Origin of the sequence: Bradyrhizobium sp. HKCCYLRH2047, assembly GCF_051168175.1 — a bacterium.
In the GTDB taxonomy this organism is placed as follows: Bacteria; Pseudomonadota; Alphaproteobacteria; order Rhizobiales; family Xanthobacteraceae; genus Bradyrhizobium.
In genome coordinates this window covers 581,952-608,892 of record NZ_JBNPUM010000001.1, presented here as the reverse complement: position 1 = coordinate 608,892, position 26,941 = coordinate 581,952, and the positions used below count along the sequence as shown (strand labels likewise).

28 protein-coding genes and 1 tRNA gene are annotated in these 26,941 nt (G+C 65.2%); 21 read left to right on the top strand and 8 right to left on the bottom strand.

The genetic code is table 11. The features are described from left to right. Positions 1-65 precede the first annotated feature (65 nt). A complete protein-coding gene (locus ACQR1D_RS02780) occupies positions 66-620 on the top strand; it encodes an ActR/PrrA/RegA family redox response regulator transcription factor (RefSeq protein ID WP_315715137.1) in 555 nt (184 codons plus the stop codon). Positions 621-643: 23 nt separating this feature from the next. On the opposite strand, the gene ACQR1D_RS02775 is transcribed toward ACQR1D_RS02780, so the two are convergent. The 3 genes from ACQR1D_RS02775 to ACQR1D_RS02765 all read right to left on the bottom strand — a co-directional run bounded on the left by ACQR1D_RS02775 (position 644) and on the right by ACQR1D_RS02765 (position 1,777). Continuing rightward, complete coding sequence (locus ACQR1D_RS02775) at positions 644-1,009, bottom strand: hypothetical protein (protein WP_316238008.1); 366 nt, start codon at positions 1,007-1,009, stop codon at positions 644-646. A gap of 209 nt (positions 1,010-1,218) precedes the next feature. After that, entirely contained in the window at positions 1,219-1,515 is a 297-nt protein-coding gene (locus ACQR1D_RS02770; protein ID WP_315803835.1) for a hypothetical protein, read from the bottom strand. Next, positions 1,508-1,777, bottom strand: coding sequence for a hypothetical protein (locus ACQR1D_RS02765; RefSeq protein WP_316179156.1), 270 nt, complete (start codon positions 1,775-1,777; stop codon positions 1,508-1,510). The genes ACQR1D_RS02770 and ACQR1D_RS02765 overlap by 8 nt, the downstream gene beginning before the upstream one ends. 62 nt (positions 1,778-1,839) lie before the next feature. Here ACQR1D_RS02765 and ACQR1D_RS02760 point away from each other — a divergent pair, with 62 nt between their 5' ends. From ACQR1D_RS02760 to ACQR1D_RS02745, 4 genes are all read left to right on the top strand, one after another. Beyond that, entirely contained in the window at positions 1,840-2,004 is a 165-nt protein-coding gene (locus tag ACQR1D_RS02760) for a hypothetical protein (RefSeq protein WP_315803837.1), read from the top strand. A 282-nt stretch (positions 2,005-2,286) separates the two neighbouring features. Further along, on the top strand, positions 2,287-2,424 hold the full coding sequence (locus ACQR1D_RS02755) for a hypothetical protein (RefSeq protein ID WP_315803838.1): 138 nt from the start codon (positions 2,287-2,289) through the stop codon (positions 2,422-2,424). 103 nt (positions 2,425-2,527) lie between these two features. Beyond that, positions 2,528-2,770, top strand: coding sequence for a hypothetical protein (locus tag ACQR1D_RS02750; protein WP_315803839.1), 243 nt, complete (start codon positions 2,528-2,530; stop codon positions 2,768-2,770). Between the two features lie 98 nt (positions 2,771-2,868). After that, entirely contained in the window at positions 2,869-3,129 is a 261-nt protein-coding gene (locus ACQR1D_RS02745; protein ID WP_315803840.1) for a DUF1488 domain-containing protein, read from the top strand. A 120-nt stretch (positions 3,130-3,249) separates the two neighbouring features. Here ACQR1D_RS02745 and ACQR1D_RS02740 read toward each other — a convergent pair whose 3' ends face one another. Continuing rightward, entirely contained in the window at positions 3,250-3,732 is a 483-nt protein-coding gene (locus ACQR1D_RS02740; RefSeq protein WP_434839916.1) for an MmcB family DNA repair protein, read from the bottom strand. Between the two features lie 146 nt (positions 3,733-3,878). Here ACQR1D_RS02740 and ACQR1D_RS02735 point away from each other — a divergent pair, with 146 nt between their 5' ends. Next, positions 3,879-4,547: an MBL fold metallo-hydrolase gene (locus ACQR1D_RS02735; protein WP_315803974.1), complete on the top strand. Its 669-nt coding sequence runs from the start codon at positions 3,879-3,881 to the stop codon at positions 4,545-4,547. Between the two features lie 6 nt (positions 4,548-4,553). Here the strand turns inward: ACQR1D_RS02735 and ACQR1D_RS02730 are convergent, their stop codons facing one another. Then, positions 4,554-6,056, bottom strand: coding sequence for an extracellular catalytic domain type 1 short-chain-length polyhydroxyalkanoate depolymerase (locus ACQR1D_RS02730; RefSeq protein WP_434839917.1), 1,503 nt, complete (start codon positions 6,054-6,056; stop codon positions 4,554-4,556). A 444-nt stretch (positions 6,057-6,500) separates the two neighbouring features. Here ACQR1D_RS02730 and ACQR1D_RS02725 point away from each other — a divergent pair, with 444 nt between their 5' ends. Then, on the top strand, positions 6,501-7,742 hold the full coding sequence (locus ACQR1D_RS02725; protein ID WP_434839918.1) for an LLM class flavin-dependent oxidoreductase: 1,242 nt from the start codon (positions 6,501-6,503) through the stop codon (positions 7,740-7,742). A 139-nt stretch (positions 7,743-7,881) separates the two neighbouring features. Here ACQR1D_RS02725 and ACQR1D_RS02720 read toward each other — a convergent pair whose 3' ends face one another. Then, positions 7,882-8,292, bottom strand: a complete 411-nt coding sequence (locus ACQR1D_RS02720) for a response regulator (RefSeq protein ID WP_434839919.1) — start codon at positions 8,290-8,292, stop codon at positions 7,882-7,884. Positions 8,293-8,476: 184 nt separating this feature from the next. Continuing rightward, positions 8,477-8,650 carry a hypothetical protein gene (locus tag ACQR1D_RS02715; protein WP_434839920.1) on the bottom strand — a complete coding sequence of 58 codons (174 nt, stop codon included), beginning with the start codon at positions 8,648-8,650 and terminating at the stop codon, positions 8,477-8,479. 3 nt (positions 8,651-8,653) lie between these two features. Here ACQR1D_RS02715 and ACQR1D_RS02710 point away from each other — a divergent pair, with 3 nt between their 5' ends. From ACQR1D_RS02710 to ACQR1D_RS02700, 3 genes are all read left to right on the top strand, one after another. Beyond that, on the top strand, positions 8,654-9,472 hold the full coding sequence (locus tag ACQR1D_RS02710) for an outer membrane protein (protein ID WP_434893638.1): 819 nt from the start codon (positions 8,654-8,656) through the stop codon (positions 9,470-9,472). A 375-nt stretch (positions 9,473-9,847) separates the two neighbouring features. After that, positions 9,848-10,006: a hypothetical protein gene (locus ACQR1D_RS02705; RefSeq protein ID WP_315803846.1), complete on the top strand. Its 159-nt coding sequence runs from the start codon at positions 9,848-9,850 to the stop codon at positions 10,004-10,006. An 896-nt stretch (positions 10,007-10,902) separates the two neighbouring features. After that, positions 10,903-12,279, top strand: coding sequence for a cytochrome P450 (locus ACQR1D_RS02700; protein WP_434839922.1), 1,377 nt, complete (start codon positions 10,903-10,905; stop codon positions 12,277-12,279). Positions 12,280-12,488: 209 nt separating this feature from the next. Here ACQR1D_RS02700 and ACQR1D_RS02695 read toward each other — a convergent pair whose 3' ends face one another. Then, positions 12,489-13,331 carry an SDR family NAD(P)-dependent oxidoreductase gene (locus ACQR1D_RS02695; protein ID WP_316179145.1) on the bottom strand — a complete coding sequence of 281 codons (843 nt, stop codon included), beginning with the start codon at positions 13,329-13,331 and terminating at the stop codon, positions 12,489-12,491. A 181-nt stretch (positions 13,332-13,512) separates the two neighbouring features. On the opposite strand from ACQR1D_RS02695, the gene ACQR1D_RS02690 reads away from it, so the two are divergent. The 11 genes from ACQR1D_RS02690 (at position 13,513) to ACQR1D_RS02640 (ending at position 26,928) form a co-directional block, all read left to right on the top strand. Next, positions 13,513-14,481 carry a sensor histidine kinase gene (locus tag ACQR1D_RS02690; protein ID WP_316238000.1) on the top strand — a complete coding sequence of 323 codons (969 nt, stop codon included), beginning with the start codon at positions 13,513-13,515 and terminating at the stop codon, positions 14,479-14,481. Between the two features lie 191 nt (positions 14,482-14,672). After that, positions 14,673-16,451, top strand: a complete 1,779-nt coding sequence (locus tag ACQR1D_RS02685) for a putative bifunctional diguanylate cyclase/phosphodiesterase (RefSeq protein ID WP_434839923.1) — start codon at positions 14,673-14,675, stop codon at positions 16,449-16,451. Positions 16,452-16,583: 132 nt separating this feature from the next. Further along, complete coding sequence (locus tag ACQR1D_RS02680) at positions 16,584-17,777, top strand: substrate-binding domain-containing protein (RefSeq protein ID WP_315715117.1); 1,194 nt, start codon at positions 16,584-16,586, stop codon at positions 17,775-17,777. Positions 17,778-17,843: 66 nt separating this feature from the next. Beyond that, on the top strand, positions 17,844-18,608 hold the full coding sequence (locus ACQR1D_RS02675) for an ABC transporter ATP-binding protein (protein WP_316179140.1): 765 nt from the start codon (positions 17,844-17,846) through the stop codon (positions 18,606-18,608). Beyond that, on the top strand, positions 18,605-19,327 hold the full coding sequence (locus ACQR1D_RS02670; RefSeq protein ID WP_316179138.1) for an ABC transporter ATP-binding protein: 723 nt from the start codon (positions 18,605-18,607) through the stop codon (positions 19,325-19,327). Before ACQR1D_RS02675 ends, ACQR1D_RS02670 begins: the two co-directional genes overlap by 4 nt. Continuing rightward, positions 19,324-20,334, top strand: coding sequence for a branched-chain amino acid ABC transporter permease (locus ACQR1D_RS02665; RefSeq protein ID WP_315803853.1), 1,011 nt, complete (start codon positions 19,324-19,326; stop codon positions 20,332-20,334). The genes ACQR1D_RS02670 and ACQR1D_RS02665 overlap by 4 nt, the downstream gene beginning before the upstream one ends. Then, entirely contained in the window at positions 20,331-21,401 is a 1,071-nt protein-coding gene (locus tag ACQR1D_RS02660; protein ID WP_434839924.1) for a branched-chain amino acid ABC transporter permease, read from the top strand. Before ACQR1D_RS02665 ends, ACQR1D_RS02660 begins: the two co-directional genes overlap by 4 nt. Positions 21,402-21,605: 204 nt before the next feature. Continuing rightward, complete coding sequence (locus tag ACQR1D_RS02655; RefSeq protein WP_434893639.1) at positions 21,606-24,704, top strand: bifunctional diguanylate cyclase/phosphodiesterase; 3,099 nt, start codon at positions 21,606-21,608, stop codon at positions 24,702-24,704. Between the two features lie 144 nt (positions 24,705-24,848). Then, positions 24,849-25,253 (top strand): YccF domain-containing protein, encoded by a 405-nt coding sequence (locus ACQR1D_RS02650; protein ID WP_315803856.1) that lies wholly within the window; start codon positions 24,849-24,851, stop codon positions 25,251-25,253. A gap of 300 nt (positions 25,254-25,553) precedes the next feature. Beyond that, positions 25,554-25,630 (top strand) — tRNA-Arg (locus ACQR1D_RS02645). Positions 25,631-26,130: 500 nt separating this feature from the next. After that, positions 26,131-26,928, top strand: a complete 798-nt coding sequence (locus ACQR1D_RS02640; protein ID WP_434839926.1) for a CoiA-like domain protein — start codon at positions 26,131-26,133, stop codon at positions 26,926-26,928. Positions 26,929-26,941: the final 13 nt, after the last annotated feature.

Here is a 26,941-nt window from a genome sequence, read left to right as displayed (position 1 = left end):
GACCATATGAGGATGGACCAGATCGTCTCGCAACCATCGAGCCTTCTTCTCAAGGATATATGACCGTGGGCGCCATCGCCGAACTGACGAACCACCCGGACCGCTCTCTCCTCATCGTGGAGGACGACAAGCCGTTCCTGGAGCGCCTGTCGCGCGCCATGGAGACTCGCGGCTTCACCGTCACCTCCTGCGAAAGCGTCGCCGAAGGTATTTCACAGATCGGCAAGGCGGCGCCGGCCTTTGCCGTGGTCGACCTCCGGCTCGGCGACGGCAACGGCCTCGACGTGGTGTCGGCGCTGAAGCGCAAGCGTCCCGAAGCCCGCGCCATCGTGCTGACCGGCTACGGCAACATCGCCACCGCGGTGACCGCGGTGAAGATGGGCGCGGTCGACTATCTCGCCAAGCCGGCCGATGCCGACGACGTGGTCGCCGCGCTGCTGTCGACCACCAGCGAAAAGTCCGAGCTGCCGCAGAATCCGATGTCGGCCGACCGCGTGCGCTGGGAGCACATCCAGCGCATCTACGAGATGTGCAATCGCAACGTCTCGGAAACGGCGCGCCGCCTCAACATGCACCGCCGCACTCTGCAGCGCATCCTCGCCAAGCGCGCACCGAAGTAAGCGAGCGCTTGCTCGCTCCGGCGTCAGTGCGTCTTCACGAACGCCTGTAGCGCGTGGAAGACCGTGCGCCGCGGGTTGCGGCTGCACCAGTTGCGCATCCAGCTGTCGACCTCGGTCAGATCGAGCTTGATCTGCCGGCCCTCGTCGCCGCGGTCCGCATTGATCGCGGAGACGTAGCCCATCATCCACTGCTGATATTTTGATATGGCGTTGACGTAGGGTTCGTCGCCATTGCTGATCGCCTTGTAGGTGCCGGGCGGCTGCTCCTCGGCGGCGGCGATGAAGCGCTCGCAGGAATCGGCGCCCACGCCGAGGACGTAGAACGCCTTTTCCTCCGCGCGGACTCCAGTCGCGAAGAGCAGTGCCAACGCCAAGACCACCCGTCGCATCTGTCGTCCCTGTCCGCACCCCTGGGCTGGATACTGCTCGAACCTTAAAATTGTTCCGGCATGTTGCGCCCTATGCGGGGCAATTGTCGGGCGAAGTCGGGGAAATTGCCGGGAGGCCAGACGGGTCGATGCTGTCGCCCTTGGCAACAGTCCTGAATCGGGCGCGGGTGCACGATAGGCTGATAGGCGCCACGATTCGCCGGCTCGCGTCAGCTCTCCCCGGCCAGCCGGGAGAAATCGGCCAGCACGGCGGCGATCAGCTCTCGGTGCCTGGTATCCTGTTCCGCAAGACTCGCGGCGTAGAGGTTTAGCAGATAGCGCGCCTTCGCGGCAGCTTCCGGCCACGACGCAGCCGCGTGGGCGAGCAGGTGCTGCTCGAGAACCGCCTGGCGCTCGCGCAGGTCCCGTGCGTGAGTTTCGGCCTCCGCCAACGCGCGACGCAGGTCCACGGCCTTCTGCGCGCTCATCCCGCGGTGGCTGTCGAGATCGAGCGGTTCGTCAGTCATCCGATGCACTCGCGTCGATACGCTGCGCGTCTGCAAGATCGGCCGAGCTGATGGATACCATCTCGACGGCACCAGAGTGCGGACGGTCGGCGGGCAGCATCATCATCGTCGCAACCCGGCGGTAGGCAGCAAAGGACAGCCCCTCGATCATCTCTTCGTCCGTGACCACCTCATAGGTGCCTTCCGGCAGGAGACGCTCGATGCTTCTGATCCGGAACGGATGTCTGAAGGTGACGAATTCGCGCCGCGAGCGAATGCTCATCTGCGCCTACCTTTCGCAACAGGCCCGCTGTCGCTGTCGCAACCTCAAGGCTTCTACGAAGCATGCGCCTTGCGGCCGGCAATAGCCACCGCTTTCTCGTCAGCACGACGGATGAGCGGCTGGGCCGTCATCGCACCGTGTCGCTGCGCTTTGGTGCTCGCTATTACAGGAGCCAGGGTGTATCAATGGTGATCACCGCCATTCCGACGGCATTCACCGGTGACTGAGGGTCACGAGCGCTCCCGCCGCAAACCACGCGAGGGATAGCCAATGCCGCAGTTTCGTCTGAGCGAGTGGATCGTTCCACCCATCATCGTGCCGCTGCTGCTGATCCTTCTCGCGCTCGCAACTGCCGCGCTGCATTCGTAGATCACACCGCCGTGCGCCCCGTCGGCGTCGGTGGACGATGGCCACCCGCCGACAAGGCAGTGGCGCCGCGCACGCAGGATCGAGACAGCGCCTTCGTTCGATGCGCTGAACCAGCTCCAACCCGAGTCGAGGAGACCGACATGGCCAAAGGTCAGCAAAAAAGCAATCGGGAAGCCAAGAAGCCCAAGAGGGAGAAGCCCAAGAGCATTGCCGCAGCGCCGAGCCAGAAGGCCGGAGCATGGCAGCCGGATTTTTCCAGCGACAAAAAGAAGCGCTAGGGGCTTTCCGGTCTCATCAGTCTGGATGGTTCTCCCGCACGCAAGGCCGCGCGCAATGCGGTGACGATGCGGCTGACCGTACTGGCAGCGCAAAGGACAGAGCATGGCGCGCGAAACGATCTATTTCGTCCAGGCGTTCAGCACCGGCCGGGGCGGACGCCCGAAAGCCGAGACGCCGATCGCCTGCAAGACGGAATCGAGCGCGCTCCGAACTGCGGAACGACTGGTGTCGAGCAAGGCAGGCGTCGTCGCCTTCTCGTCATCGGGCGATCCCGACATGGGCGACTATGACGATGAGCCGACGGTTTTCTTCCGCCACGGCGAGTTGCCGTCGGCTTTCGATTGAGATGCGCACCCGCTTTGCCGCCGGCAACCACCGCCGAGCGCCCCCTTGGATGACGTCCGCCCATCTGCGGCGCCCTCCGAACCTGATCGGACACACACATGATTGAGTTTCCAAATCACAGCCGCTCCTATGATCGCACGCGACGTGCCGTACGGTTCTGGGGCTACGACAGCGCGATCGAAGCGTCGTTCTTCGTCGACGAGGGCGCGTTGAGACGCCTTCAACCCGACACCTGTCCGGACGAGTCGGGCTTTCTGACTGCGTTCGATTCCAACCGTGAGCGCATCTGCGCCGCCGCTGCCAAGGTCTATGTCCGAGGAAGCCGGGGATCCTACGATCTCGTCGCTGCAAATTTTTGACGGCGCTGCCTGCGGATCGGCTCTCAGCGATGCGATGTCTCTCATCTCGAGAGTCGTGACCTGACGGAGCCTGCGTCACCTACCTAGGCAAGGGAACCCCGGAGCGCGCTTAAGGATTCTCTAGAGGTCCGCGTGGCCCTGCGGGTCGATCAGCCGGTTGATCCGCTGCGCCGCCGCGAGCCCGAAGCGCACCGTCATCAGCTTGCGCGTCGGCGCCGGCAATCTGTGCTCAGGCGCCTCGCAATGCAGGTGGGCGCCATAGGCATCGGCCACGATCAGGCCGGTGTCCTGCGGAAAGATCTCGCACGGCAGATCCTGCGTGAAGGCGAAGAACAGCCGGTCGCAATGCAGCCGATAGTCCTCCCATTTGTGATCGGCGCGCAGATCCTCCAGCGACGACTTGATCTCGACGATCCAGATCTCGCCGCGCTCGTTCAGCGCCACCAGGTCGGCGCGGCGGCCCGACGGCAGCGGCAGCTCGCTGATGGTGGCAAAGCCGAGCGAGCGCAGCAGCCGCGAGGTGCCGCGCGCGATCGAAAGCGCCGTTTCCGACTGGCGGCGGTCGACGGGGACGAGGCTGATTCTGGCGGCTGACGAGTCCATCGCTGCAGCATAGCCGATTCCAGGCGTCTCCCAAGCCCTGTTGACGCCCCGATGCGGGCCGCTGCAGCGCGGAGCCGCGGCGGAGCTCCGCACCGACAGCCGCCTTTTCACTTGGCGCATTGCGAAAAATCGGCATGCTGGCGCCCATGACCGAGCAGAACCAGACCAGGGCGAAGGCCGGCGCGATGATCGTGCCCGTGACGCCGTTCGAGCAGAACTGCACCATCCTGTGGTGCGAGGCGACGAAGAAGGCGATCGTGATCGATCCCGGCGGCGACGTGCCGAACATCCAGGCGGCGATCGCGCAGGCCAAAGTCACCGTCGAGAAGATCTGGCTGACGCATGGCCATATCGATCACGTCGGCGGCGCGGCCGATCTGCGCGATCAGCTGAAGGTGCCGATCGAGGGACCGCATGTCGCCGACAAATTCCTGCTCGACAACGTCGTCGCCAGCGGTGCGCGCTTCGGCATCACAGGCGTGCGCGACGTGACGCCCGACCGCTGGCTCGAGGAAGGCGATACGGTCGAGATCGGCGAGCTCGTCTTCGACATCCTGCACTGCCCCGGCCATTCGCCGGGCAGCATCGTGTTCTTCAACAAGGACATGCGCTTCGCCCATGTCGGCGACGTCCTGTTCAACGGCTCGGTCGGCCGCACCGACCTGCCCGGCGGCAGCCACGACACGCTGATCCGCTCGATCAAGGACAAGCTGCTGCCGCTCGGCGACGACGTCGGCTTCATCTGCGGCCACGGCGCCGGCTCGAGCTTCGGCCAGGAGCGGATGACGAACCCGTTCCTGACGGGGATGGCCTGAGACGAACTACTTCAGGCCGGCCGCCTGCAGCGCGCGCTCGATCACCGCGGCCACGTCGATCACACGGCGCCGCTTCTGCGGCGGCGCCTGCGTCGGGACGGCGGTCGCGGGCTTGAGAACCGGCGGCGCGTCGGCCGGCGTCATGTCGACCGCCTTCGCGCCTGAAGGCCTTGGAGCTGAAGGCTTGATTTCGACCGGCGTAACGGCCGGCTTCGCGGCCACCGCTTGCGCGACCACCGGCGCCGATGGCCTGGATCCCGGCAACTCGGTTTTCGGCTTCGCGGCCTTGCCGGAAGCAGACCGCGTCCCCTTCGCCCGCGCCGGCGGACGCGCCGGTGTCGGCTTGACCGGCGCCGCCTTGACCGGTGTCTCCGGCACGGGCTTGGCCTCGGTCGGCTCGACCGCGGCCGGCGCATCCGGCCGCCGCAGCATTTTCGTCAGGGCCGGCAGCGCCGAGATCGGCGACACCTCGGGAATGAGCTTCGTGCTCGGCGAGGTCGCGGCCGGCTTCGGCTGACGGATCCAGTCGGTCACGCCGAAGAACTTCGCGATCAGATAGGACGAGGAGATGCCGGCTTCGAGCAGGAACGGCCCGGCCTTGCCATAGCGCTTGTCGTTGGCGGCGACGCCGATCGGCGTGCCATGCGCCATGTTGGAGATGGTGAAGGATTCGACCATGGTCTCGCCATCGGCGTTCCACCACTGCTCGTGCGGATAGCCGTTGACCTCGCCTGCGGCCATCGGCGCCAGCGGCAGATGATGCAGGTCGAGCCATTGCTTGACGATCTCGCCGGCATTGTCCGGATGCACCGTGTAGTCGGCGGTGCCGTGCCACACCGACAGCTTCGGCCATTTGCCGCGATGGCTGGAGGCGCGGCGCACGAGATCGCCGAGCTCGCCGGCCGGCCGCGCCGGCGGCATCCGCATCTGCAGGATGGCGTCGCGCATGTTGCGCGCGGTGCCGAACGGCAACCCGGCGATCACGGCGCCGGCCGCGAACACCTCCGGATGCGCCGCCAGCATCGCCATGGTCATGGCGCCGCCCGCCGACAGGCCGGTGACGAAGATGCGGTTCGCATCGATGGCGTAGTCGGCCACCATGCGGGCGATCATCTCGCGGATCGAGGCGACCTCGCCCTGGCCGCGCGTGATGTCCTCGGACTGAAACCAGTTGAAGCAGCGCTGCGGATTGTTGATGCGCTGCTGCTCCGGCATCAGCAGCGCGAAGCCGAAATGCTTCGCGAGCGTCGACCAGCCGGCGCCGAGATCGTAGTCGGCGGCGCCCTGCCCGCAGCCGTGCAGCACGACGACGAGCGGCAGCAGCGGCTGACGCTGTGCCGGCACATGGGCGAACATCTTCAGACGGCCGGGATTGCTGCCGAAGCTTTCGACCTCGACCAGCGGACATTCCGGAGCGGGACCGGACTGTCGGTGGAAATCTGCGAATCCGGTGATGCCATTCAGCTCGCGCAGCCGTCGCAAATACTCAACATTTTCAGCGAGGGACAACGGCAGCTCCTTGGCAGTCACGGATCAAACCCACCATCACCCAGATGGTTGCTGCAGCGCAAAAGAAAAAGCCCGCGAGATTGCGGAGCTCGGCAATTTGATTGCGAATTTCGCTCTTGCTGCGATCTAAATGCCACGCCGACGCGGTTCTTCACGCAGCAATCACCGAAAAGCGAACCGACGAGGCGTTCGATCGCCGCGAGCGTGAAAGCGACACGCAACGCAACCCGGAAAGGCAGTGACCGCGTTCGGCATGTCGCCATTGCAGCCACAGGTCAACGAATCGACAACCCCGCGCCGAGTGTGAGCACCGATCGGTGATCAGTAAACAAACAAATGGCAGCCATGCACCGGTCGTCCCGCGCGGCAAGATGATTGCCTCGCACCGAGGCGCCAATTAGCCTGATCGGTAAGCAACAACGAATTCCGCTTGGGAGAAAACACATGGCGCGGCTCAAATTCGGCGCGTTCCTCGCTCCGCATCATCCGATCGGCGAGCATCCGATGCTGCAATTCCGCCGCGACCTCGATCTGGTCTCGCAGCTCGACGAGCTCGGCTATGACGAGTTCTGGTGCGGCGAGCATCATTCCAGCGGCTGGGAGATGATCGCTTCGCCCGAGATGTTTCTCGCCGCCGCCGGCGAGCGCACCAAGCGCATCAGGCTCGGCACCGGCGTCATCTCGCTGCCCTATCATCATCCCTACAACGTCGCGCAGCGGATGGTGCAGCTCGATCACATGACCGGCGGCCGCGCCATCTTCGGCTCGGGCCCGGGCGCGCTCGCCTCCGATGCCCACACGCTCGGCATCGATCCGATGACGCAGCGCGACCGTCAGGACGAGGCGATCGCGATCATCCGCCGCCTGTTCAACGGCGAGCGCGTCACGGCGAAGAGCGACTGGTTCACGATGAACGACGCGGCCTTGCAGATCCTGCCCTTGCAGGAGGAGATGCCGTTCGTCGTGGCGTCGCAGATCTCGCCGTCCGGCATGACGCTCGCCGGCAAATACGGCATCGGCATCATCTCGCTCGGCTCGATGTCGACCCAGGGCCTAATGGCGCTGCCGCAGCAATGGGAGTTCGCCGAGGACGCGGCGAAGAAGCACGGCACCAATGTGAGCCGCGCGAACTGGCGCGTGCTGCTGTCGTGGCACATCGCCGAGACGCGCGAGCAGGGGCGCCGCGAGGCCGGCGCCGGACTGATGCGCTGGCACAACGAATATACGGTGGGCACCCTGATGCGTCCCGGCCTGAAGCCGTTCTCCTCGCCCGATGAGGCCGTCGACAAGACCGCCTTCGTCGAGGGCGCGGCATCGACGATCGGCACGCCGGACGATCTCGTCAAGACGATCAAGAACCTGATGCAGGTGTCGGGCGGTGTCGGCCACATCATCGGCTTCGTGCACGACTGGGCCAATCCGGAGAACACGCGCCGCAGCTGGGACATGGTCGCGCGCTACGTGGTTCCGGAGATCAACGGCTACATCGACGGCCTGCGCCGGTCGCAGAAATTCGTCATCGAGAACCGCGCCATCTTCGAGCGCGCGGGACAGGCCGTGATGGCCAAGATCATGGACAACGACAAGGCCGCCGCGGCGCTGTCGCAGACCGGACCTGGCCGCGTCGCGATTCCTGCGGTGAATGCACCGGACCTGCAGGAGGCGGCGGGGAAGCAGAGGGGATGAGAAGCGTGGGGCGGAGCGGCGCAGCGTCATCCGCCACATCCGGCGCAGCCGGATTCATCAAGCCGCCGAGACGCACAATCGAGAAGGCCCGCAATCTGTCGGCGGATGACGCGGCGCCAATCCGCCATATGCGGGGTTGCTACCTGACCGCGGCCACCAGCTTCTCGCAGTCAGCAAGCGTCGCGATCTGCTTCAGCGTCTCGCGCAGCGCCGGCAGGTCGACGGGCTTCTGGAATTGCGGATAGACGACGAGCCCGAGCACGGTCGCGAGCCGGACGTGCTCGTCGCGCGTGGCGTCCTCCGCGCCGCTGATGAAGATCACCGGCGTGCGCGATTTCAGCTCGTTGAGCAGCAGCAGGATGTCGGCGCCGCAGCGGTCGCCGAGCGACAGATCCAGCGTGATGCAGTCGAAGGTCCGCCGGCGCAGCAGATCCGCCGCCGCCTCGACCGAGGTTACGCAGGTCGCCTCGTAGCCGCACTGCGCGGCGATCTTGCGCAGGATCGACAGATGCACCTCGGCATCCTCGATCACCAGCAACTGGTTGCTCATTTCCCTTGTCCTCGTTGCCTGTTGACCAGACGTCAGGTCAGGCCGTTGCTAGATGCCGCCAGTGGCCGGGTGGTAAACATTTGGCTCCGTGGATCTACGGGTGAACGGGACGCGGGGGCCGCCTGGAGCGAGGCGGGCCTGATGACGTGCGGCCAGCCCGAGCAGGCTCGCGGCGATCGTGTGGTCATGGATGCCGACTCGTCGCCATCTCGTCGAGCGCCGCCTCACCCCGGTCGACGTATCCCGCCAGCAACACCGCGACCTTTTTGATCCAGTCGATGGCGATGCAATTGCCGCGTTCGATGCAACCGGCGATGGTGCCGCAACCATGTCGAATCGACGTCGCGCGCTGGGGCAAAGCATGACGAAATCTGGAGTGGCCGGGATTGCGGCCGCGTTGGCGAGCATTGTCCTGGCGGGGTCAGCGCTGGCGGCCGACCTGCCCGTGAAGGCATCGCCGGTTGTGGCCGCGCCGTCGTGGACCGGCGTCTATGCCGGCGTGTCGATCGGCGCCCGCTGGGCCGACAATGATTGGCGGACCAGCGACATCTCGCCGAACTTCGGTGCCGGCGTGTTCGTGCCGACGGCCGGCACCGGCGGGGCCATGGACAGCGTAGCAGCCAGGATCGGGGGCTATCTCGGCGTCAACTGGCAGTTCGCCCCGTCATGGGTCGCAGGACTCGAAGCCGACTCGGGATGGGCCGACAACAAGACGACAGCAAATCCCCTGCCGGGAACCACCGGGCTGTTCTTCGGTGCTCCGCTGGTCGGCCTTCCCGCAGGCTCCGTGAAGGAGACGTGGGACGGCAGCGTGCGCGCCCGGCTCGGCTATCTGGTTGCCCCGGACACGCTGGTCTATGGCAGCGGCGGCGTGGCGTGGCAGCGCCTCGAGCTGAACGCCAACTGTACCGTCGTTCCGGGCAACGCCTTCTGCTTCGGCAATCCGCACAACGAAACCCAGGCATCGACCCGGGTTGGCTGGACCGTCGGCGGCGGCGTCGAGCACATGATCGGCGGCCACTGGCTGGTGCGCGCTGACTACCGCTACGCCGATTTCGGCACCTGGACTCAGCCCTTCTTCGTCGCGGGCGGCGTCGGGATCGGCTTCGACGACCGCTTCACGGCGCACGTCGCGACGCGCACCCACACCGCGACAGTGGGAGTCGCCTACAAGTTCTGAGGCGCGGTCGGGGGTGAAGACTGCAGGGTGGCCAAAGCAGCCCCCGCAGGCGGCTGCGTGCCCATTATTGATCTAAGAGCTCCTCAGCAAGATGGTGGGCGCGGCACCACTGCAAGCGGGCCCGTGGAGCGATCGACGGATCGCCTTTGCCCCCCAGGGCGGCGTCATCCGCGGCGATATCAACCTATGACTTGCCAGCTTTTGGTCACACAGTCTGATCTCCCCGAGATGAGGCGCCAGCGACCGCATGGCGGACACCGGCGCAGGGGAGCGTCTCCAAAATTTTCTTAACCCGGACCTGCTACCTCTCGCGAGTAGGACACCTCACTGCCCGCCGTCTCGACCCGGCGGGCTTTTCCGTAGGAAAGGTCGCCAATGTCACTCTCTTCAGCCAGGAACTACGCGCTGCGCGCCGAACGGTCGCAGGATCCCAAGGAGGCCGCCGACCTCCTGGCAAAGGCGATCCTGGAGCTGGCCGCCTCGATCGAGGCAACCGACGCCAAGGTGAAGAAGATCAACAAATCGGGCGGCTGACGGTCTCGACGTCCAGATCGGAACGCGTGGCGGCTTCTGCTTGCTCGCCTCGAAAGATGATCCGCTGATCCTGCGTCGATAGACCGCCGATATCGCGGCATCACTCGCGAGCGACAGCAGGAAATAATGGCGCCCGTCCGGGCCGACGGGCAAATCGCTTCCAGCAAAGCGCCTTTGAGAACGCGAAGCCGCACCGCGACGGCCTGCCGGTCGCAGGCTCATCACCATAAGGCGATGCGCGCCGAAAAACTCATTTCACGAACCAGCTCAATCACATCACCCCTGTCCAGTCCCGCGCGCAAAAATATTCTGCTTTCCTTTTTCCGAATCTCGCATATCGTCACGTCGTCCCGTCTCGATCAGAGGGGCGCTTCGCGGTCGTCACGAACGTTGAGGCGGGATGCGGTGGGCGCGTCGATGTTGCAGCGTAGGGTGATCCCGCGCCGACGAACAGCAGAGATGCGCACGGTCAAGTCGCGTGGTCCTGGCACCCCGATGCTGGTGTCCCGCGTAACGCGCGCAAGCGCGTTGCGCGCACGGTGGCCAACAAGCCCGGCGCACCGCGGAGATCGCGAAGCAGCCGTCAAAACCATCGCGCGGGGAATGCCGGGATGCCTCGGCTGAACCTGTGGTACCTGCCGCCTGCATTTTTTTCTGCAGGCGGGCCATGGGTGCGGCCAGCGCCCGGCATTCCCCGTGCCCTCTTCCCAAGGAGGGCAGCAAGTCCAGCAGGACTCGGACGCATGAAGCGCGTCGCGAGATCGCGAACGCGTGCGATGCAGCACAACTACACCGAGACGAAATAACGCAGCGTATTGCATGATGGCTGCAACCGCCCTTCAATGAAGTGCCGGCGCATCGCCGCGCCCCGCCGATCCGAAAACGGAGCCTCCTTGATGTCGATGCAAAGTGTGGCCACGCCATCGTTCCGCCTGACCTCGCCGCGGCGCAACTCGCTGACCCATATTCCGGGCGACGAAGGCTGGCCGATCATCGGCAAGACGTTCGAGACCCTCGCCGACCCCAAGGGTCACGTCGAGCGTAACGCCAGGAAGTATGGCCCCGTCTACCGCACCCACATGTTCGGCGACGTCAACGTCGTGCTGCTCGGCCCCGAAGCCAACGAGCTGGTGCTGTTCGACCAGGCCAAGCTGTTCTCCTCGGCGCATGGCTGGGGCCACATCCTCAATTTGCTGTTTCCGCGCGGCCTGATGCTGCTCGATTTCGACGAGCACCGCATGCACCGCAAGGCGCTGTCGGTCGCCTTCAAGGCCGGGCCGATGAAGTCCTATCTCGCCGGCCTCGACCGCGGCATCGCCGCGCGCATCGCGCAGTGGAAGGCAAATCCGGGCGAGATGCTGTTCTATCCGGCGATCAAGCAGCTCACGCTCGACCTCGCCGCGACGTCCTTCCTCGGCACCGAGATCGGACCGGAGGTCGACGCCATCAACCGCGCCTTCGTCGACATGGTCGCAGCCTCGGTGGCGCCGATCCGGCGGCCGCTGCCGGGCACGCAGATGGCGCGCGGCGTCAAGGGTCGCCAGCGCATCGTCGCCTATTTCTCCGAGCAGATCCCACTGCGCCGCGCGAAAGGCGATGGCGACGACCTGTTCTCGCATCTGTGCCGCGCCACCGACGACCACGGCGCCCTGCTGTCGACACAGGACATCGTCGACCATATGAGCTTCCTGATGATGGCGGCGCACGACACGCTGACCTCGTCGCTGACCTCCTTCATCGCCCAGCTCGCCGCGCATCCGCAGTGGCAGCAGAGGCTGCGCGACGAGGTGACGAGCCTCGGCCTCGCCAAGGACGAACCGATGACCTCGGAGCATCTGGAGAAGATGAAGCTGACCGAGATGGCGTTCCAGGAGACCTTGCGGCTGATGCCGCCGGTGCCGTCGCTGCCGCGCCGGCCGATCCGGGATTTCACCTTCAAGGGCTACGCAATTCCCGCCGGCACCGGCGTCGGCATCAACCCGATGTACACCCATCACATGCCGGAGATCTGGCCGGAGCCGGAGCGGTTCGACCCGATGCGCTTCACCGACGAGGCCCAGCGCGGCCGCCACCGCTTCGCCTGGGTGCCGTTCGGCGGCGGCGCGCACATGTGCCTCGGCCTGCACTTCGCCTACATGCAGGTGAAGTGCTTCGCGCGGCACTTCCTCGCCAACCTCGAGGTCTCGTTCGCCCCCGGCTATCAGCCGAACTGGCAGGTCTGGCCGATCCCGAAGCCGCGCGACGGTCTGAAGGTGATGTTGAAGGCGGTGTGATCGGTCCGCATAGATGCAGCAAACGCGCCAAGGATCTCGGTTTGTTGCGGACTCTTTCCTCCTCGTCATGGCCGGGCTTGACCCGGCCATCCATCCTGCAATCCGCGGACGGAGAGACGTGGATGCCCGGGCCTTCGCCGCGCCGAAGCGGCTTCGGCCGCGCAGGCGGGCCAGGCCCGGGCATGACGAAGTGTATACTTCACCATCCCCTACTCCACTGCGTCCCCGAGCAGCTTGCGCATCGCCTGATAGCCTTGCTGCTGCTGGCTCCAGTTGCGGCCGCCGGTGATGGCGCCGTCGATGACGAGATCATGGCCGTTGATGAAGCTGGATTCGTCGCTGGCGAGGAACACCGCGGCATGCGCGATGTCGTCGGGCAGGCCAGCGCGCGGGATCGGCTGCGCCGTGGCATAGGCGTTGCGGATCGTCTCCGGCGTCTTCTCGGCCGCCTCGGTCGACAGTCCGAGCGCCTTGCCGAAGATGCCGGTCGCGATCAGTCCGGGCGAGATCGAGTTGACGCGCACGCCGGATTCGCCAAGCTCCATCGCCACGCATTTCGTCAGATGGATCACCGCCGCCTTCGCCGTGCTGTAGACCACCGAGGTGGAGAAGCCGGCGAGCCGGCCGGCGATCGAGCCGTTGTTGATGATGCTGCCGGCACCCTGCCGCTTCATGTGGGGCGCGGCGTATTTCATGCCCAGCATGACGCTGCGCACCAGTACCGCCATGGCCTGGTCGAAGCGATCGGCGTCGAGGCCTTCGATGCCGCCGGTCTGCGCCGGACCGCCGGCATTGTTGAATACGCAATCGAGCCGGCCGAAGCGCTCGACCGCGCCATCGATCAATGCCCGCATCTGCGCGTCGACCGTGACGTCGGTCTGCCGGAACACACAGCTCGCTCCGAGCCGGCTCGCCAGCGCCTCGCCCTCCGCGCTGCGCCGGCCCGCAACGACGACCTTCGCACCCTCGGCCACGAAGATCTCCGCCGTGCGCAGACCGATGCCGCTGGTCGCGCCCGTGATCACGGCGACCTTGCCCTCCAACCGTCCCATTCCCTACTCCTTGCGTTGCTGCTACGTGCTCGTTCTTGGCGGCGGAATAATAAGCGCCCGAGTTCCGCCGCGGAACCGTCATCGTGCGCGCCAAACGGCAACACACGCAAGACGGCTTCCATCAACCGGACAAATTACCGCCACGTCGGCCTTAATTTGGTTGCGCAGTTGAGGCTCATGGATGTCCATGACGCGACTCATCGACGACATCAAGCGGATCTGGCGCGGCGAGCAGCAGCCTTCCCTGACATGGAGCTGCATGTTTGCCGCGATGTGCCTGCTCGCAGCCACGGCGATCCGCTACGGCATGGCGCATCTGCGGCCCGACGTGTTCTTCACGCCCTACATGCCGGCCGTCTTCTTCGCCACCGCGATGGGCGGATCGGGCGTCGGCCTGGCAACGGCGATCGCAGGCGCAGCGCTCGGCCTGACGCTCGATTTTGGCGGCGGTCCGGCGGATGGCGCCCGGCTCGCGCTGATGGCGATGTATATGGTCGTGGCGCTGCTGGTGATCTGGGGCGTCGATCACTACCGGCGGCTGGCCGGCAAGCAGCGCGAGATCGCCCGGCGGCTCACCGAGGAGGAGCAGTATCGCAAGCTCCTGGTCGACGAGCTGCATCACCGCCTCAAGAACAAGACCTCGACCATTCACGCCGTGCTGCATCAGGTGCTGTACGACCAACCGCAGGTGTGGAGCCGCATCGACCAGCGCATCCGCGCGCTCGCGACCGCCGACGATTTGGTCGCGCGCGCCGAAGGACAGGGCTGCGACCTCAAGGACCTGCTGGTGTCGGAGCTCGGGCCTTATGGCCAAGTCCGCTTCGAGCTCCACGGCCCGCCGCTGTTCCTGCCCGCCAAGCTGGCCGTCAGCCTCGCTTTGATCTTCCACGAGTTGGCGACCAATGCCGGCAAATACGGCGCCTTCGCCTCGCCGCGCGGCTTCCTTCAGGTGTCATGGACGATGCAGGAGGACCGGCTCCATCTGACCTGGGACGAGGCCGCGGGTCCGCCGATCGGTCCGGTCGGCATGCCCGGTTTCGGGAGCAAATTGCTCAAGGCCGCGTTGTCGTCGTTCGACGGCAGGACCGAGACCAGCTTTCTCGAATCCGGCCTTCACTGCACCTTGCAGTGTCGCGTGCCACCGAATTGAATTGGCCGCCGGGCGGCCATTCCTGCCTGCGACTTTCGCCGCATGGGTCCGGTCGCGTCGTTCATCCGATTCAGGAACGGTTAATGACGCCGCGGCACAAAGCTCCGTTCTTTCCAAGACTTGGCGCGCGCGTTCCGGGTTTCTACGTAGCGCTTAACTAAAATGAAGCGGGAACTTTGCACAATCGGCGCATGTACAGCAGCGACCGATTCAACTTTTCTCCCGGACCGAACGAGGGGCTGGGCTCGACCGAGGCCGAGTTGCGCTTCCTGCGCACCGTCCTCAGCCAGCTTCCCTCGGGCGTCACGGTCCAGGACGAGCACGGTCGCTTTCTGCTGGTCAACGATACGGCCGCCGTCCAGCTCGGCGCCGCCGCCAACAGCATCGACGGCCTCTCGGCGCCGCATCTCCACAACAGGCGCACGGCCTGCCGCGAGATCCTTGGCCGGGGACGAACGGTGATCGGCGAGGAAAAGGTGGCAGGCGAGCGCGGCGGGCAGACCCTGCTGACAGCGCATCGGCCGGTTCGCATCGGCGACCAGAGCGTCCTCATCTCCAGCTCGGCCAACATCAGCGAGCAGAAGGAGTTCGAGGACCAGCTGTTTCGCGCCGCCTATTATGACGAGTTGACCGGCCTGCCGATGCGCCGCGTGGTCGAGCATCGCGCCGACCTCCTGGTCCGGCGCGGCCGCGTCGACGGACGCTTCGCGCTCGCCTTTCTCGACCTCGATAATTTCAAGTACATCAACGACTATTACGGCCACGCCACCGGCGATGCGCTGCTGGTCGAGCTCGCCAAGCGCATCAGCCGCGACCTGCGCGAGTCGGACCTGCTGTCGCGCATCAGCGGCGACGAGTTCCTGCTGCTGCTGCATCCGATCGAGCGTGCCGAGGAGGTCGCCGAATTCCTGCACGACATGCTGGACCGCCTGAACGCGCCCTTCTTCATCGACGGCGCGGAGGTGTTCGCCTCCGCGTCCGTCGGAGTCAGCCTGTTTCCCGAGCATGGCGCAAGCTACGACGTGCTGCGCCAGAACGCGGATCTGGCGATGTACCGCGTCAAGAACAGCGGCAAGGGCACGCTTGCCTTCTTCTCCAGCGCGATGGAGCACGAGGCGCTGGCGCGCATGAAGGTCGAGCAGTCGCTGCGGCTCGCGATCCTGGAAAAGCGCTTCTGCTGCGCGTTCCAGGCCAAGGTCGACATCCGCACCGAGGAGATCAAGGGCATCGAGGCGCTGGTACGGCTGCGCGACAATGAAGGCGTGATCCAGGCGCCAGGCTCTTTCATCAATCTCGCTGTCGAGCTCGGCCTGATCGACGAGCTCGCCCATCTCGTGCTGGACGAGATCGTCAAATCGATCGATCTGATCAACGACGCGTTTGGACCGGACGCGACGATCAGCATCAACGTCGCGGCGAAACAGGCGTCGAATCCGGAATTCATGCAGCCCTTCGCGCTGGCGATCGCGGCGACCGGCTTTCCCAAGCGGTTCATGATCGAGGTCACCGAGGACGCGTTCGTGACCCGCAGCCATTTCCAGGATGAGATCGTGCCGCTGCTGCGCGGGATCGGCGTCGGCATCTCGATCGACGATTTCGGCATCGGCTATTCGTCGCTATCGGCGCTCGCCGACATCACGGCGGACGAGATCAAGATCGACCGCTCCTTCATCACCGACATTCATAAGCGGCCGCGCAGCCAGGGCATCCTGCGCGCGATCGAATCCCTGAGCGAGGCGCTGGGCATGACGGTGATCGCGGAAGGCATCGAGTCGTTCGAGGAGCTCGCCTATCTGCAGGCCGCGACCAAGATCCGCTATGCGCAGGGCTACTACTTCTCGCGTCCGATCTTCCTGGAAGAGCTGAAGCCGGCGGCCCCGCTTGCAAGCGAAGCGCGCATCAGTCTCGCCAGTCGCCCTGTGCAGGAAAATCGCCAGGCCTATGCGCGCAGCAGCCGCTATCGGCGTTGACCTCTCGGAGGACGGAGCCCTTCAGCACAAAATATGAGCGTCACCGGCTGCCGCTGAAAGCGCCTTGACCCAGGCTGAGCCTGCACACTATCAGTTGCAGGCAACAGCCGCCGGTAGCTGGGAGGAAGGCTCGTGAAGACGTCACATATTCTCAAAGGTATTGTTTCATCATTGACTGCCGCCCTGCTGGCCACCGCCGCCCAGGCCGACGATCTGAAAATCGCTCTCATCTACGGCAAGACCGGCCCGCTCGAGGCCTACGCCAAGCAGACCGAAGCGGGTCTCCGCCTCGGCTTCGAATATGCCACCAAGGGCACCAACATGATCGACGGTCGCAAGATCGTCATCATCACCAAGGACGACCAGGGCAAGCCCGATTTGTCGAAGGCCGCACTGTCCGAAGCCTATCAGGATGACGGCGCCGACATCGCGATCGGCACGACCTCCTCCGCCGCGGCGCTCGCGGACTTGCCGGTCGCCGAGGAGAACAAGAAGATCCTGATCGTCGAGCCGGCGGTCGCCGACCAGATCACGGGAGAGAAGTGGAACCGCTACATCTTCCGCACCGGCCGCAACTCGTCGCAGGATGCGATCTCCAACGCGGTCGCGATCGGCAAGCCGGGCGTCACGGTCGCCACGCTGGCGCAGGACTATGCCTTCGGACGCGACGGCGTCGCCGCCTTCAAGGAGGCGCTGGCCAAGACCGGCGCGACGCTGGGGGCCGAGGAATATGTGCCGACCAGCACCACCGACTTCACTGCCGTCGGCCAGCGCCTGTTCGATGCGCTGAAGGACAAGCCCGGCAAGAAGATCATCTGGGTGATCTGGGCCGGCGCTGGCGATCCACTGACAAAGCTGCAGGACATGGATCCGAAGCGCTACGGCATCGAGCTGTCGACCGGCGGCAACATCCTGCCGGCGCTTGCCGCCTACAAGCGGCTGCCGGGCATGGAAGGCGCCACCTATTACTATTATGACATTCCCAAGAACCCCGTGAACGACTGGCTGGTGGCCGAGCACCAGAAGCGCTTCAACGCGCCGCCGGACTTCTTCACCGCTGGCGGCTTCTCGGCCGCGATGGCCGTCGTCACCGCCGTCACCAAGGCCAAGTCGACCGACACCGAGAAGCTGATCGCGGCGATGGAGGGCATGGAGTTCGATACGCCGAAGGGCAAGATGATCTTCCGGAAAGAAGATCACCAGGCGCTGCAAAGCATGTATCACTTCCGCGTCAAGGTCGATCCGAACCTCGCCTGGGCCGTCAACGAGCCGGTGCGAGAGATCAAGATCGACGAGATGGCGGTGCCAATCCGCAACAAGCGCTGAGATGATGAATTGCGTGCCCGGCCCTCGCGCCGGGCACGTTCTTACTGGCACTGACAAGCTGGCGACATGGCCCTTACCCTCGAAACCCGCGACCTCACCATCCGTTTCGGCGGTCATGTCGCGGTCAACAGCGTCAGCTGCAGCTTCAGGCCGGGCGAGCTGACCGCCATCGTCGGCCCCAACGGGGCCGGCAAGACCACCTATTTCAACCTGATCTCCGGCCAGCTGACGGCCTCCTCGGGCTCCATCCTGTTCGACGGCCGCGACATCACCAGTCTCTCGGCACCCCTGCGCACCCGCGCCGGCTTGGGACGCGCGTTCCAGCTCACCAACCTCTTTCCCAATCTCAGCGTCGAGGAGAACGTGCGGCTCGCTGTGCAGGCACAGAGCGGCGTGCACTATGACCTGCTCCGCCCCTGGATGGCACGACGCGACCTGATTGCGCGAGCGGACGCGATCCTCGACCAGGTCGCGCTCGGCGGCCGCCGCAGCGTCACCGCAACGACGCTGTCGCATGGCGACCAGCGCAAGCTCGAAGTCGCGCTGATGATGGCGCTGGAGCCGAAGGTTTTCATGTTCGACGAGCCGACGGCGGGCATGAGCATCGACGAGGTGCCGGTCGTGCTCGACCTGATCGGCAGGCTCAAGCAGGACAAGAGCAAGATCATCCTGCTCGTCGAGCACAAGATGGACGTCGTGCGCTCGCTCGCCGACCGCATCATCGTGCTGCATAACGGCCAGCTGGTGGCCGACGGAAAGCCCGCGGAGGTGATCGCCTCGCCGATCGTGCAGGAAGCCTATCTGGGCGTCGCCCCGCGGAGCGCGGCATGAGCAAGCTACTGACGCTGTCTGCCGTCGAGACCTATATCGGGCGTTATCACATCCTGCAGGGCGTGGATTTCGAAGTGCCGGAGGGGCAGACCACGATGCTGCTCGGCCGCAATGGCGCGGGCAAGACCACGACGCTGCGCACCATCATGGGGCTGTGGCAGGCCAGGAATGGAACGATCGCGCTAGCCGGCGAACCGATCGAAAAACTGGCGACGCCCGACATCGCCCAGCGCGGCGTCGGCTACGTGCCCGAGAGCATGGCGGTGTTCTCGGACCTCACCGTCAAGGAGAACCTGGTGCTCGCGGCGCGCAACGGCCCACTCGACGATGCCCAGCTCGCCTGGATCTTCGGCTTCTTCCCTGCCCTGAAGAAGTTCTGGCTGTCGCGTGCAGGCAGCCTGTCCGGCGGACAGAAGCAGATGCTGTCGATTGCGCGTGCGATCGTCGAGCCGCGCAAGCTGCTGCTGATCGACGAGCCGACCAAGGGCCTGGCGCCGGCGATCGTGGTGTCGCTGATCGAATGCCTCAAGGAGATCAAGCGCCGTGGCGCCACGATCCTGCTGGTCGAGCAGAATTTCCACGCCGCGCGCGAACTCGGCGACCAGGTACTGGTGATGGACAACGGCACCATCGTCCATCGCGGCGAGATGGCCGCGCTCGCGGCCGACGTACCGCTGCAGGAGCGCCTACTCGGCCTCAGCCTGGAGGCGCATCAATGAGCGAGATCGCGGCGACCGAGGCACTGCCGAAACCGAAGCGCGACATTGCGCCCCTGCTGCTGCCGGTGGTGCTGGCGCTGCTGATGATCCCGCTGGTGGGATCGACGAGTTCCTGGGTGACCCTGACGGTCGCCAGCCTGGCGATGGGCATGATGATCTTCATCATGGCGTCCGGCCTGACGCTCGTCTTCGGGCTGATGGACGTGCTCAATTTCGGCCATGGCGCCTTCATCGCCGTCGGCGCCTATGTCGCGACGCTGGTGCTGCTGCCGCTGGCGAGCTGGGCCCAGTCCGACTCACTGCTGACCAACCTTGCCGTCCTCGTCCCTGCGGCGCTGCTGTCGATGGGCGTCACCGGCGCACTCGGCCTCGTCGTCGAGCGCGTGCTGGTGCTGCCGGTCTACGGCCAGCACCTCAAGCAGATCCTGATGACCACCGGCGGGCTCATCGTCGCCGAGCAGACGCTGTATGCGCTGTTCGGTCCGCAGATCATTCCGCTGCCGCTACCCAACGCATTCCGTGGCTCCTTCATCATCGGCGACGTCGCGATCTCGAAATACCGGCTGCTGGCCATGCTGGTCGGCCTGGCGATCTTCGTCGCCATCGAGCTGGTGCTGAACCGCACCAAGCTCGGTCTGCTGATCCGCGCCGGCGTCGAGAACCGCGAGATGGTCGAGGCGCTCGGCTATCGCATCCGTCGCCTGTTCCTCGGCGTCTTCATGACGGGATCGGCGCTGGCAGGGCTCGGCGGCGTGATGTGGGGGCTGTATCGCGAGCAGGTGCACGCCTCGCTCGGCGACGAGCTCACCGTGCTGGTGTTCATCGTCGTCATCATCGGCGGGCTCGGCTCGATCACCGGCTGCTTCATCGGCGCGATCCTGGTCGCGATGGTCGCCAACTATGGCGGCTTCCTGGTGCCCAAGCTCGCCCTCGTCTCCAACATCCTGCTGATGGTCGCTGTGCTGATGTGGCGGCCGCGCGGTCTCTATGCGGTGACCAGCCGATGATGATCCTGTCCGGCGATCCGCCCCGCAGCCGTGCGCTGTCGATCCTGCTCGTCGTCATCATTCTGGCGCTCCTGGCGACGCCCTTCATCTTCCCCGGCGCCAAGGCGCTCAACGTCGCCGCCAAGATCTGCATCTTCGCGGCGCTGGTCGCGTCCTACGATCTCCTGCTCGGCTATACAGGCTCGGTCTCGTTCGCGCATACGATGTTCTACGGCATCGGCTCCTATGCGATCGCCATCGCGCTCTACGGGCTCGGCCCCAACTGGACCTCGGTGGCGGTCGCCGTCGCCGCCGGGTTGCCGCTCGCTTTGCTGCTGGCGCTCGCGATCGGGCTGTTCTCGCTGCGCGTCGAGGCGATCTTCTTTGCGATGATCACGCTCGCCATCGCTTCCGCGTTCCTGGTGCTGGCGTCGCAATTGTCGTGGCTGACGGGCGGAGAGGACGGCCGCAGCTTCCAGCTGCCCGAGCTGCTGCGCCCGGGCACCGTGTTCATCGGCAAGGACTGGTTCGGCTTTCCGATCAATGGCCGCATCCTGACCTATTACCTGGTGCTGTCGGCCTGCGCGCTGATGATCCTGGCGCTGCTGCGCGTCGTCAACTCGCCATTCGGCCGCGTGCTGCAGGCGATCCGCGAGAACCGTTTCCGCGCCGAGGCGCTCGGCTATCGTACCGTCTTCCATCTCACCTACGCCAACTGCATCGCCGCGGTGATCGCCGCCTGCGCCGGCATGTTGAACGCGCTCTGGCTGCGCTATGCCGGGCCCGACACGTCGCTGGCGTTCTCGATCATGCTCGACATCCTGCTGATGGTCGTGATCGGCGGCATGGGCACCATCTACGGCGCCATCATCGGGGCTGCGATCTTCATCCTGGCGCAGAATTATCTGCAGGCCCTGATGGGGATCGCTTCGACCGCGGCGGCGGACGCCGGACTGCCGCTGCTGCCCGGCCTGCTGCACCCCGACCGCTGGCTGCTGTGGCTCGGCCTCTTGTTCATCGCCAGCGTCTATTTCTTTCCGACCGGCGTCGTCGGCCGCCTTCGCAACAAACCGGGTGCGGCGCGCTGAGCTGCAAGTACCCTTAAAATTCTGCGCAACGGCGCCGCCGCAGCCTCTGCCGCACGGTATTCGCATGCGGAAATTATCGTTTGCCGCGCAGTTTCGGCGCGCGCCTTAAGCGACGGCTAACCGCATTTCCTAACCGGTCCGGCACCAGTGCCTTGCTATCAAGCTGGCTTGCAACAAGTCATTTCCTCCCGGGTCGATCAAGGCATGCAAGGCGCAGCAGATACGTCAGGGACCGGCGGTAGCGAGCCGGAACGGATTGGCACGTCCCTCTGGCGCGGCCCGGTGCCATGGCTGATCGCGTGCGGAGCGCTTCTCATCGCAGCCATCGTCATCGGGACGATCGTCATGGCCAGCGGCTTTCGGGCGCGTGCGATCGCCAACAACGAGCGCGAACTCGAGAACACCGTGCTGCTGTTGAGCCGGCATTTCGCGCAGCAGTTCGAAGATGCGGAGACCGCGGTATCGCACGCGATCCGCCGCATGCCGCTCGCGTCGATCGCTTCGCCGGAGGCGTTCCGGGCCGAGATGGCAAAGCCCGAGATCAGCGAGATGCTGCGCTCTCAGGTCAATGGCCTGTCCTATATGGGAGACCTCACGATCGTCGACGCCGACGGCAATTTCGTGAACTGGTCGTCCAACGACCCGCTGCCGGCCATCAACGTCGCGGACCGCTCCTACTTCAAGGACCTGCAATCGACATCGCGGCCGGACAGCTTCGTGATCCTGCCGGTCATGAGTCGCGTCACCGGCGGCTGGGCGACCATCGTCGCGCATCGCCTGAACGGCGCGAACGGGGAATTCCTCGGCTTGCTGACCCGCCGGGTCGATCCGCACACCTACGAGACGTTCCTGGAATCGATGGCCCTCGGGAAGGGCTCGTCGATCATGCTGGTCCATTCCGACGGCGCCGTGCTGGCGCGCTACCCCCACGCCGAATCCCTGATGGGCGCCAGGATCGGGAACGACGAGTTGCTGAAGGGCGTCGCCGAGAGCGGCCTGCGCACGACCCTGCTCACGAGCTCCGTCGACAACCTGGAGACGATCGCGTCGGCTTCCAGGATCGGGCGCTTCCCGCTCGTCATCTCGGCCAACAGGCCGGTCGACGCTGCGCTCGCGGACTGGCGATCGCAGATGGTGCTGCTCGTGGGTGCGGCGGTGCTTGCGATCGCGGTCATCGCCGTGACGTTCAGCCTGATGATCCGGCAGATCGTGCGGCAGGGGCGTGCGGCAACGCGTCAGCTGGAGACCGAGAAGCAAAGGGTCGAGACTGCGCTGGACAACATGACGCAGGGGCTGATCTCGTTCGACGCGACCGCATGCGTCGTGATGTTCAATCAGCGCTTCATCGACCTGCTCGGCCTGTCCACGGACGTGATCAGGCCCGGCGCCCATCTCAGCGAAGTCATCGCGCACTGCAAGGCGCGCGGATCCTTCAACGGCGACGTGACCGACTTCTGCGCCGACATCATCGACAGAGCCGCGGCAGGCGGCACGTCGCAGATGATCGCGGCGGGCGGAGCCGGCCGCTTCTTCAACATCATCGACAAGCCGCTGGCCTCGGGCGGATGGGTCACGACGATCGAGGACATCAGCGAACATCGCAGGCTCGAGCAGGAGCGCGACCGCAACTACGCATTCCTGCGCGAGATCATCGACCACATCCCGTCGCACATCATGGTCAAGGACGTCCGCGACCGCCGCTATGTGCTGGTCAACCAGTCGACCGAGCAACGCTTCGGCGTGCCGCGCGAGGAGATCGTCGGCAAGACGGCGTTCGACCTGCTGCCGCGATCGGTCGCGGAAAAGGTGACCGCGGACGACGACCGGGCTCTGGAGCAGTCGGACGGGCTGTTTCTCGCCGAACATCCCTGGCAGAGTCCGGGGCTGGGATTGCGTTACATCACGTCGCGGCGCATCGCCGTCGCCGACGATGCGCGCGAGCCGCGCTATCTGATCAATGTGATCGAGGACACCACGGAGCGGCGGCTGGCCGACGAGAAGATCGCCCATCTCGCACATTTCGACGCATTGACCGAGCTGCCGAACCGCGTGCTGTTCCGGGAGCGCATCGACGAAGAGCTGGAGCGCGCGCGTCACGGCACCTTCTTCGCGCTGCTCTACATCGATGTCGACGAATTCAAGGGCATCAACGATTCGCTCGGCCATCATGTCGGGGACGAGCTGTTGAAGACGATCGCGCGCCGCATCGAGGGCTGCCTCGCGCCGGAGGATATGGTCGCCCGGCTCGGCGGCGACGAATTCGCGGTGCTGCTGACCACCGTTGCGGACCGGGACGCGGTCATCGTGGCCGTGAAGGAGATCCTCGAGGCCATCCGCAAGCCCTATCGCTGCCTGGGCCACCAATTGTCGACCGATGCCAGCATCGGCATCGCGCTGGCGCCGCAGGACGGCGTCGAGCGCGACCAGCTGACCAAGAATGCCGATCTCGCCATGTATGCCGCCAAGGCCGGCGGCCGCCGCACCTTCCGGTTCTTCGAGCCGTCGATGGACGAAAACGCGCGCGCGCGGCTGCAGTTGCAGCAGGACCTGCGCCGGGCGATCACGGAAGGCCAGTTCGAGCTGCACTACCAGCCGCTGCTCGGCTTCAGCGAGAACGTCATGACCGGCTGCGAGGCGCTGCTGCGCTGGCGTCATCCGGAGCGAGGGATGGTGCCACCGCTCGACTTCATTCCGCTCGCCGAGGACACCGGGCTCATCAACGAGATCGGCGACTGGGTGTTGCGCACCGCCTGCGCCGAGGCCGCGCATTGGCCCGCCGGCATCCGCATCGCCGTGAACGTCTCGCCCGTGCAGCTCAAATCGCCAACCCTGGCGCTGCGGATCGCAGGTGCGCTGTCGGCGGCCGGCCTTGCGCCCGAACGACTCGAGGTCGAGATCACCGAGGCGGTGCTGATCAGCGACGACGACGTCGCGCTCGGCATCCTGCACCAGCTGCACGACATGGGCGTGCGCATCGCGCTCGACGATTTCGGCACCGGCTATTCGTCGCTAAGTTACCTGAAGCGGTTTCCGTTCGACAAGATCAAGATCGACCGCTGCTTCGTCAGCGACATCGGCGCCGGCAGCTCGTCGGCGATCGTCCAGGCGGTGGTGAGCATCGCCGCCGCCAGCAACATGACGACTACGGCCGAAGGCGTCGAGACCGGCGCGCAGCAGACGGCGCTGCGGCAGCTTGGCTGCACCGAGATGCAGGGCTATCTGTTCAGCGCGCCGAAGCCGGCCGCCGAGCTGCGCAAGCTGTTCGCTCCAACGGCGGCAGGGAGCCTGCAGGCCGCCGGCTGAGCCGGCTTTCCGGCGTCCTCAACGCCTGGCCGCCCCGGCCGCGGCTGCGGCGGGAGGCCACGCAGATTTCGACGACCGCCCGCTACCGGCCTTGGCGTCGCGTTCCTATATCCGGAGCGGCAACAACGGAGTTGGCAGGTCGTCATGCAGCCGGTTTCCATGCTTCTGAACATCCTCTGGATCCTGTGCGGCGGCGCCTACATGGCGTTCGGCTGGCTGGTCGCCGCGGTCGTGATGGCGATCACGATCGTCGGCCTGCCCTGGTCCCGCGCCGCCTTCAACATCGCCGCCTACACGCTGCTGCCGTTCGGCTCGCGCGCGGTTCGCCGTGACGAGGTGACGGGCATGGAGGACGTCGGAACCGGCGTTCTCGGCCTGCTCGGCAACATCATCTGGTTCGTGCTGGCCGGCTGGTGGCTGGCGCTCGGCCACCTCCTGACCGCAATCGTGCTCGCGGTGAGCATCATCGGCCTGCCCTTCGCCTGGGCCCATCTGAAGCTCGCCGGGCTGGCACTGTGGCCGATCGGCAAGACCATCGTGCCGGCGTAAGGCGGGGCGGCAGGAGCGGCTGGGCCGCGCGACCCCGCGGAATTGCCTCGCGGCGCGAGCGGCCGTCCGCCCGGTCCGGGAGCCTCCAAGGCCGTTGCCGTCGCCCAGGCAATCGGCTAAACGATTGGCCGTACGCACCCGTAGCTCAGCTGGATAGAGCGTTGCCCTCCGAAGGCATGTGTCAAGCCGGCTGGTGTGGAAAGTGACGAAGAAAGAGTATTGGACCACAAAGACTTGCGAGGGCGCGTGTGAGGACTAAACTCCTGCACAAAACCCGCGTAAGCACTGCGTAAGCAGTAAGCACCCGTAGCTCAGCTGGATAGAGCGTCGCCCTCCGAAGGCGAAGGCCACACGTTCGAATCGTGTCGGGTGCGCCACTTCGGTAGACATCTGCGAACACCGCCGGATGCCACAACGCGGCCCGCAATCGCGCCTTCTCCAGCGTCGCTTTATCTCCACGATAAAGACCGTTCAGGTTGGGACCGCGCGTCTACAGCAACACGTCGATTGGGCAAGCCCTTAAACAACCCCTTGCGAGAGCTACGGTGGCAATCAGCCGAGGATGCCGCAAAGCATGCGCTGGAATTGGATAATGAATCCCAGATCCTGGAGTCGTGTATTTGGGCTTCAGCAATTCTAGCGCGTATACTAACGCAGCAAGGGAAGCAGGGTGAAGCGTTACGGCTGCTGGCCACCCAACGGCGAGAGTGAGTGCACTTCTATCAAACCCGCAGCCGCGATGGCAGAATTCACAGCTGCGAAAAGCCTTGTAGTAGGCGCCTAGAAAGGCATGGTTATGCAGTACGCGCTTGTGGAGGGTGCGCGACAAGAGGCGTCGCCGGGTGCGAGAGGCCTATGCCCGACCTGTGGCGCCGCCATGGTCGCCAAGTGTGGTCCTCGTGTCATTCATCACTGGGCTCATGCCGGGCGACGGAACTGCGATCCGTGGTGGGAAAACGAAACAGACTGGCACCGCACGTGGAAGAGTTTGTTCCCGCCCGAGTGTCGCGAGATTTGTCACACCGCGCCGGACGGTGAAATCCACCGGTCCGACATCCGGACGCCCACAGGCATCTACATCGAGGTTCAGCACTCGGCCATGTCCGACGCAGAGCGGCTGTCGCGGGAGGCGTTCTACGGGAATTTGATCTGGGTCCTCGACGGCGAGCCGTTCAAATCGAACTTCGACATTTATCACGAGCTGCCCGATCCCCGGTCCGAGATCGCGCGGGACCTGGTGTGGGTTAAGGCGCGCCGTCACATGAACGGAGCAAACGCCGGGCTCTTTTTTCGCTTATCCGAGTGTCGGCTCGAATATCCGGACGTGACGAAAGCCACCATTCGCGGCGGCATCTATCACGGAATGCATGAAATCAGGGACGAAGTCCTCTTCGCCTATCGCGGGCACCACCAATTCGATTGGGTGAGGCCTCGCCAGACTTGGCTTGAGGCAGCCAGCCCGGTCTACATCGATCTCGGTGAGGACTATCTCCTGAAAATGGAGACTTATGACGACTCGGGCCTGCCCTGCGTTCGTGTGGTGATGAAACGAGATTTCGTCGCCAGCGCGATGGAGGAAACCGACGCCAGATCTGTTCTGCGTTACGCCGTCACCAAGCGCGAGGCAGAAGAACAGGCCCGCGCGCGAGCAACACGACCAGAAACCGGCGCTTAATCGGACTCGAATG

What these genes read in the sequence shown, in the direction of transcription:
- ACQR1D_RS02775 (WP_316238008.1), bottom strand. Translation starts at nt 1,009, where the DNA reads ATGCGACGGGTGGTCTTGGCGTTGGCACTGCTCTTCGCGACTGGAGTC.
- ACQR1D_RS02770 (WP_315803835.1), bottom strand. Translation starts at nt 1,515, where the DNA reads ATGACTGACGAACCGCTCGATCTCGACAGCCACCGCGGGATGAGCGCG.
- ACQR1D_RS02765 (WP_316179156.1), bottom strand. Translation starts at nt 1,777, where the DNA reads ATGAGCATTCGCTCGCGGCGCGAATTCGTCACCTTCAGACATCCGTTC.
- ACQR1D_RS02760 (WP_315803837.1), top strand. Translation starts at nt 1,840, where the DNA reads ATGCGCCTTGCGGCCGGCAATAGCCACCGCTTTCTCGTCAGCACGACG.
- ACQR1D_RS02755 (WP_315803838.1), top strand. Translation starts at nt 2,287, where the DNA reads ATGGCCAAAGGTCAGCAAAAAAGCAATCGGGAAGCCAAGAAGCCCAAG.
- ACQR1D_RS02750 (WP_315803839.1), top strand. Translation starts at nt 2,528, where the DNA reads ATGGCGCGCGAAACGATCTATTTCGTCCAGGCGTTCAGCACCGGCCGG.
- ACQR1D_RS02745 (WP_315803840.1), top strand. Translation starts at nt 2,869, where the DNA reads ATGATTGAGTTTCCAAATCACAGCCGCTCCTATGATCGCACGCGACGT.
- ACQR1D_RS02740 (WP_434839916.1), bottom strand. Translation starts at nt 3,732, where the DNA reads ATGGACTCGTCAGCCGCCAGAATCAGCCTCGTCCCCGTCGACCGCCGC.
- ACQR1D_RS02735 (WP_315803974.1), top strand. Translation starts at nt 3,879, where the DNA reads ATGACCGAGCAGAACCAGACCAGGGCGAAGGCCGGCGCGATGATCGTG.
- ACQR1D_RS02725 (WP_434839918.1), top strand. Translation starts at nt 6,501, where the DNA reads ATGGCGCGGCTCAAATTCGGCGCGTTCCTCGCTCCGCATCATCCGATC.
- ACQR1D_RS02720 (WP_434839919.1), bottom strand. Translation starts at nt 8,292, where the DNA reads ATGAGCAACCAGTTGCTGGTGATCGAGGATGCCGAGGTGCATCTGTCG.
- ACQR1D_RS02710 (WP_434893638.1), top strand. Translation starts at nt 8,654, where the DNA reads ATGACGAAATCTGGAGTGGCCGGGATTGCGGCCGCGTTGGCGAGCATT.
- ACQR1D_RS02705 (WP_315803846.1), top strand. Translation starts at nt 9,848, where the DNA reads ATGTCACTCTCTTCAGCCAGGAACTACGCGCTGCGCGCCGAACGGTCG.
- ACQR1D_RS02700 (WP_434839922.1), top strand. Translation starts at nt 10,903, where the DNA reads ATGTCGATGCAAAGTGTGGCCACGCCATCGTTCCGCCTGACCTCGCCG.
- ACQR1D_RS02695 (WP_316179145.1), bottom strand. Translation starts at nt 13,331, where the DNA reads ATGGGACGGTTGGAGGGCAAGGTCGCCGTGATCACGGGCGCGACCAGC.
- ACQR1D_RS02690 (WP_316238000.1), top strand. Translation starts at nt 13,513, where the DNA reads ATGTCCATGACGCGACTCATCGACGACATCAAGCGGATCTGGCGCGGC.
- ACQR1D_RS02685 (WP_434839923.1), top strand. Translation starts at nt 14,673, where the DNA reads ATGTACAGCAGCGACCGATTCAACTTTTCTCCCGGACCGAACGAGGGG.
- ACQR1D_RS02675 (WP_316179140.1), top strand. Translation starts at nt 17,844, where the DNA reads ATGGCCCTTACCCTCGAAACCCGCGACCTCACCATCCGTTTCGGCGGT.
- ACQR1D_RS02670 (WP_316179138.1), top strand. Translation starts at nt 18,605, where the DNA reads ATGAGCAAGCTACTGACGCTGTCTGCCGTCGAGACCTATATCGGGCGT.
- ACQR1D_RS02665 (WP_315803853.1), top strand. Translation starts at nt 19,324, where the DNA reads ATGAGCGAGATCGCGGCGACCGAGGCACTGCCGAAACCGAAGCGCGAC.
- ACQR1D_RS02660 (WP_434839924.1), top strand. Translation starts at nt 20,331, where the DNA reads ATGATGATCCTGTCCGGCGATCCGCCCCGCAGCCGTGCGCTGTCGATC.
- ACQR1D_RS02655 (WP_434893639.1), top strand. Translation starts at nt 21,606, where the DNA reads ATGCAAGGCGCAGCAGATACGTCAGGGACCGGCGGTAGCGAGCCGGAA.
- ACQR1D_RS02650 (WP_315803856.1), top strand. Translation starts at nt 24,849, where the DNA reads ATGCAGCCGGTTTCCATGCTTCTGAACATCCTCTGGATCCTGTGCGGC.
- ACQR1D_RS02640 (WP_434839926.1), top strand. Translation starts at nt 26,131, where the DNA reads ATGGTCGCCAAGTGTGGTCCTCGTGTCATTCATCACTGGGCTCATGCC.